At 40.8% G+C, this 4,394-nt stretch carries 6 protein-coding genes; 2 read left to right on the forward strand and 4 right to left on the reverse strand.

What is annotated here, in order from left to right; genetic code table 11:
- A partial coding sequence (locus MUP17_05240; GenBank protein ID MCJ7458377.1) for a nickel-dependent hydrogenase large subunit occupies window positions 1–301 on the forward strand: 301 nt, incomplete at its 5' end.
- A gap of 130 nt (window positions 302–431) precedes the next feature.
- Here MUP17_05240 and MUP17_05245 read toward each other — a convergent pair.
- From MUP17_05245 to MUP17_05260, 4 genes are all read right to left on the reverse strand, one after another.
- The gene (locus MUP17_05245) at window positions 432–1,031 is read right to left on the reverse strand and encodes a hypothetical protein (protein MCJ7458378.1); all 600 of its coding nucleotides are present in this window, start codon (window positions 1,029–1,031) and stop codon (window positions 432–434) included.
- A 64-nt stretch (window positions 1,032–1,095) separates the two neighbouring features.
- A complete protein-coding gene (locus MUP17_05250) occupies window positions 1,096–1,788 on the reverse strand; it encodes a hypothetical protein (GenBank protein ID MCJ7458379.1) in 693 nt (230 codons plus the stop codon).
- A gap of 101 nt (window positions 1,789–1,889) precedes the next feature.
- Window positions 1,890–2,627, reverse strand: coding sequence for a toll/interleukin-1 receptor domain-containing protein (locus MUP17_05255; protein MCJ7458380.1), 738 nt, complete (start codon window positions 2,625–2,627; stop codon window positions 1,890–1,892).
- Window positions 2,628–2,634: 7 nt separating this feature from the next.
- Window positions 2,635–3,354: a hypothetical protein gene (locus tag MUP17_05260; GenBank protein MCJ7458381.1), complete on the reverse strand. Its 720-nt coding sequence runs from the start codon at window positions 3,352–3,354 to the stop codon at window positions 2,635–2,637.
- A 179-nt stretch (window positions 3,355–3,533) separates the two neighbouring features.
- Here MUP17_05260 and MUP17_05265 point away from each other — a divergent pair, with 179 nt between their 5' ends.
- Window positions 3,534–3,986: a HyaD/HybD family hydrogenase maturation endopeptidase gene (locus tag MUP17_05265; GenBank protein ID MCJ7458382.1), complete on the forward strand. Its 453-nt coding sequence runs from the start codon at window positions 3,534–3,536 to the stop codon at window positions 3,984–3,986.
- The last annotated feature ends 408 nt before the right edge of the window (window positions 3,987–4,394 follow it).

Genomic DNA, 4,394 nt, shown 5'->3' on the forward strand with positions numbered 1-4,394 from the left:
CCAGTCCACAGGTATGGGTCTGACTGAAGGTCCCCGGGGCGCTCTGGGCCACTGGATTACCATTAAAAACAAGAAGATCGACAACTACCAGTGCGTCGTTCCCACAACCTGGAACGCCAGCCCCAGAGACGACAAAAACCAGTTGGGTCCAATGGAACAGGCTTTGATCGGAATTCCAATAGCTGACCCGGAAAATCCGATCGAGCCTTTGAGAGTGGTCAGGGCCTTTGACCCCTGCCTTGCCTGTGCCATTCATATACTCGAGCCCGATAAAGAGGTCAAGAAGGTCAGAGTTCTTTAAGGAAGATTAAGGTTTAAACATAGGGGATCTATCTTTTAGATCCCCTTTTTATTTCTAATAGAATGAAAAAGGTAATTGTAGGTCCGGTGTCCTGAGCTCTGGCCTACGATTACTCCTGACCCACTACTGTCTAAACAGCTAACACCATGATCTTGCGGGAGAAATCAAAGTAATAATGCTGTTGTGGGGGTCTTTGTATTAAATTCTTATTTGCAGAAGGATGATACCAAAACTCAATATCAAGTGTTAGGAGTTTTTCCGTGGGAGTACCATTTTCCATTTCTTCAATATCCTCCAAAACACAACCTGCTTTCTCTAAAATACCCCTTATATCGAAATGCCCTCTAGCGCCACTCATCGGCTGAACAGTGAATGGCCATTCGCCATTATAAAACCCACTCAGTGCTACGGGTTTTTCGAGGACATGTGCATGTAGGTTACACCAGCAGTCTATCGTATGTTTGCTTGGGTTGCTAATGATAAAAAGATAATGATAAGGGTCGTTGGGGAGTGGCTCTAGTATGAAAGATGAGCTTAGAGTCCAAGCGTCCTTCGCAAGTAGATATGTGAAGTACACGTAGGCCAATAGCGCTGCTAAAGTGAGAACTAAAGCAAAGTCCGCAAAATCTCTAAGAGGTTCAAAATTATTGAGAATTTTGAGGAGTAAACCTATAACTCCCATTCCGAGCAATAACACTATGGCTACTATAAGCGACTTCGGAAGCTTCATTTTAAATTATCATCTCCTATTTTTATTATAGCTATCTGTCAAAACAAAATCTGTTTTACCCAGATCATGGCCCAATCAAATGAATGAATTTCCCAAGTAGATTTTTAAAAAGTTGCCAAAGTCGGCTAGCTTCTTGAGGAGCCATAGCGAGCCCCACCGCTATTGTCATAAGAACACCTATGCAGGTATGAACCCAATCAAGGCGAGGCTGACGTTTTGCAGCATCTGCTAAATAATCCAGTTTTGAACGGACAAATTCATTCTGTTGAGTAGTTAGCTTGAACTGTTTCTTTATTTCGCCAGTCAGTAAACGAAGTGCCTCACCAATCTGGTCTGCTTCGTATGCAGGGATAGGCTCATTTAACAACTTGGTGGGAGGCACTAGTGAGAATGTGGCCTGATACTTCTCTATCTCCTGCCACAAATCAGGAGCCTCAATTTCACGTTTAAGATGCCTAGCCCATTCTAGAGCGTATGCTCTTTGGGCACCCCAACTGTCTGTATAATTATCATCAACCGCCTTTTCTCTTCCAGGCGAAAATCTGGAATAGTGACGAAGTGTACCTAGGTAATCAGTGAAATCAAACTGAAAGTAGAAGTGCCCATCTCTGAACTTTAATCTCGACACTGTCAAGGCAGGATGACTTATGCCTGCTTCTTCTGACCACGAAAAGTTAGCAGGTTCTAACCCAGTATCCAAGAGAATCTTATATATCTCATTCTTTTGGGTTTTTAATAGTAAATGCTTCTCTGGCATCAATTATTTCCTTTGCATAATTTGGTCCAATTTACTGTCTGCTTCTAACATGCCATAGGGCTTTGAATGGTTCAGGAAGTCCAGAAAAAGTCCGGTCCCTATCACTCAAATTTCAATCTATATAATTCTATTAGTTCAGATAGCTCCTTTTTTCTAACGGGATCAATGTCTTTATCATGTTTCGAAATTAACTCTTTCAGAAAGCTATGGGCTTTCCAAGATTTGTGAACCTGCGTTTGCTCTATGCTTCCTCTGACAATCTCATTAATCTGGTCCTTGGAAAAATCGTCGAGTTTTGACAATAATTGGGCTTTATCTGCTGCGTCTACGTAGCTGGTGCTCCCGACGAATGACTTGATAAGACAGTCCTGAAGATTATCTTTCAGATTCTTATTATTGAAGATTGATTCAATAATCTTAAGACTCGAATCAATACATGAGTACTTATCGTTTTCATACTCGTCAATTTCTATTACATATTCGAATTTTAAAGCCTGAAACCTCGAAATAAACCCGTAAGGGTCAATGTCGACTTTAAGAGGAATAATAAATTTTTCGTCTCCAAATGCTATTCCTGTTTCTTGGTCAGTCCACTCAGACCCCTGGAAGTTCTTTGTCAATAATGGAAGGAATACATCGCTTTGTCTCAATTCTCTAATTATTTCTTCTTGCCATTTAGCGCTTGGAGTAATATCCTCGTGGGCCAAGAAAACGTCCATGCCGTATTGCTCCAAGCACTGCTTGATTGCTCCAGCTATTTTTTTATCACGTGTAGAGTAACTCACAAAAACTCTTAAAGATTTACCGATAAAAACCCTTGACTCCTTCTCCTCTTCCATAATTCCTTTACCATCTCTTCATTGCTTCATTATCATCCATCAGTCGAATATGATATGCCTTGTCTTCATTTTCAAAAGAATATCTAAAGAATTTCTCTGATTCGTATACCAGATCATATGCTGACCATCTATACTTAACTTTTGCTCTAATTAGAATTTCTCCTCGATACGACTGTGCAACAAAACTGAGATTGACGCCATGATGCTTACTGATTTCGGGCAATGAGCCAGGATATACTGTGCTATCTTTAGGGATTTGAGCCTTTTTTATAATCACCGAAATCTCCACTTTCTCTGCATCAGAAGCTCCCTCATTCGTAAAATCTATATATGCAGTCAAGCCTGAACTTGAACTATCCACCTTGGTGCAAGAGATGATTACTTTTGGTTTACCCTTCTCAAGCATATCCTTTATTTCAGCTACCGATTTGTTTCTTTCTACCATAAATGTGCTTTCCGCTAATGCATAATCTTTTCTCATAACATCCAGTTGACCACTCATCACATTATTCGCTTCTCTTGTCAATGCAAAGCCGGTGTCAAGCTTATTGACTGAATCCCTTGTGAGTTTTATTGATTCTTGAGTTTGGAGGCTATTCCATACCATCACAAGTAGGACCCCCATTGCGATAAAAAAGGTGGCGAGCTCAATCCAGGGTCGAACCTTATCGAGGAAATTCCGATTCTCTTCCTTGATTACTTTAGCGCTTTCCGGGTATTGCTGCATCCATAAACCCCTTCTTTGTTTTAACTATACCAAAATCCTCTTCAAAAATCAACAAATCTTTTTGGGGGATCTTTCAAAAAATATTTATACCTATTCAGTAATCCTACGTCAATAAATTAAATTGCCAAAATCTGAAATTGAGATTATAATATACTCATAAATTTCAAGGGAGATAATACATGGCAAAGAAAATCTTGATCGCTGGTATTGGTAACTTACTATTAACTGACGAAGGAATAGGGGTGCATATTGTTCAGGAATTATCCGGGCTGAAATTGCCGGAGAACGTGGAATTGGCAGATATCGGAACGGCCTCCTTTGACCTTCTGACTTTTATGGAAGGAAAAGATAAGGTTATCATAATCGACGCCTTAGCTTCTGATGACAAACCTGGAACTCTTTATCGTCTATCGCCAGATGACCTGATTTCGGGAAAAAGGAAACTTTTGACTTCTCTTCATCAGTTCGGCATTCCCCAGGTCCTGAACCTGATAAAGCAGAAAAATCAGAAAACTGAAATAGTTATTTTCGGGATTGTGCCTAAAGATTATCAAACCTATGGCACCGACCTTACCCCTGAATTAGAGAAAGCTCTGCCGAAAATCATCCAGAAGATTTTGGAAAGCCTTTGAGCTGGTTAGATGATCTGAGCATCTTACAGTCCTGTAGGTCAAGCATGTCCGTCCTTTGACAGACACAGGGTGTCAAAATATTTTCAGGTTAGCTACTTCAGCCGGACGGGTCTAAGGTTTTTTTCAAGCTTCGTCAAGTTCTTTCGGAGATTACTCAATTCAAAACAGTTACGAATGCCAGGCTGAGATATCAGAGGTTAAAGGAAAGAAAAACAAGCGCCCGCCCCCGCAATGACGGGGGCGGGCGCTTGTTTAAAATCACCAACTTATCCAGATGGATAGATTACGGAAGAGCAATCGGGTAATTGCAAACAGGCTTGGCTCCGCCCTTAAACAGGTAATTGACCAGATATACTACATCCGCAACTGTTATCTTGTTATCACCGTTAGCATTAGCATAATACATGA

It is taken from the genome of Candidatus Zixiibacteriota bacterium (assembly GCA_022865345.1).
In the GTDB taxonomy this organism is placed as follows: domain Bacteria; phylum Zixibacteria; class MSB-5A5; order MSB-5A5; family RBG-16-43-9; genus RBG-16-43-9.